This is a genomic window from Bradyrhizobium sp. Kon58 (assembly GCF_055807455.1).
The window spans coordinates 1-317 of sequence record NZ_JBVVOT010000286.1; the positions used below are offsets into that span (position 1 = coordinate 1).

Annotated in this window: 1 pseudogene; it reads right to left on the reverse strand. The window is 63.7% G+C overall.

Features of this window, described 5'->3' with window-relative positions:
• A pseudogene (locus AC0L20_RS40505) lies at positions 1-317 on the reverse strand (hypothetical protein); the annotation flags it as partial.

The following is a 317-nucleotide window of genomic DNA, read 5'->3' on the forward strand; positions in this document are numbered from 1 at the left end:
GGCCAGCACCAGTTTGTCGCCGAGCTTGTAGTGCAGGGCGTCGGCGACTTCGGCGCCGAGCACCACCTCGAACGGGTCGGTGGCAAAGGCGCGACCGCTGGCCAGTTCGATTCGACCATCACTACCACTTCGCGGGCGACCTCGGCCATGACACGGCTCAGGCCCAACAACTCGTTGAAGGTGGTGGTACCGCGCTGCAAATCGATGCCGTCGGCGCCGATGAACAGTTGATCAAAGTCATAGGAACGCAGCACCTGCTCGGCGACCTGGCCCTGGAACGAATCCGAATGCGGGTCCCAGGTGCCGCCGGTCATCAG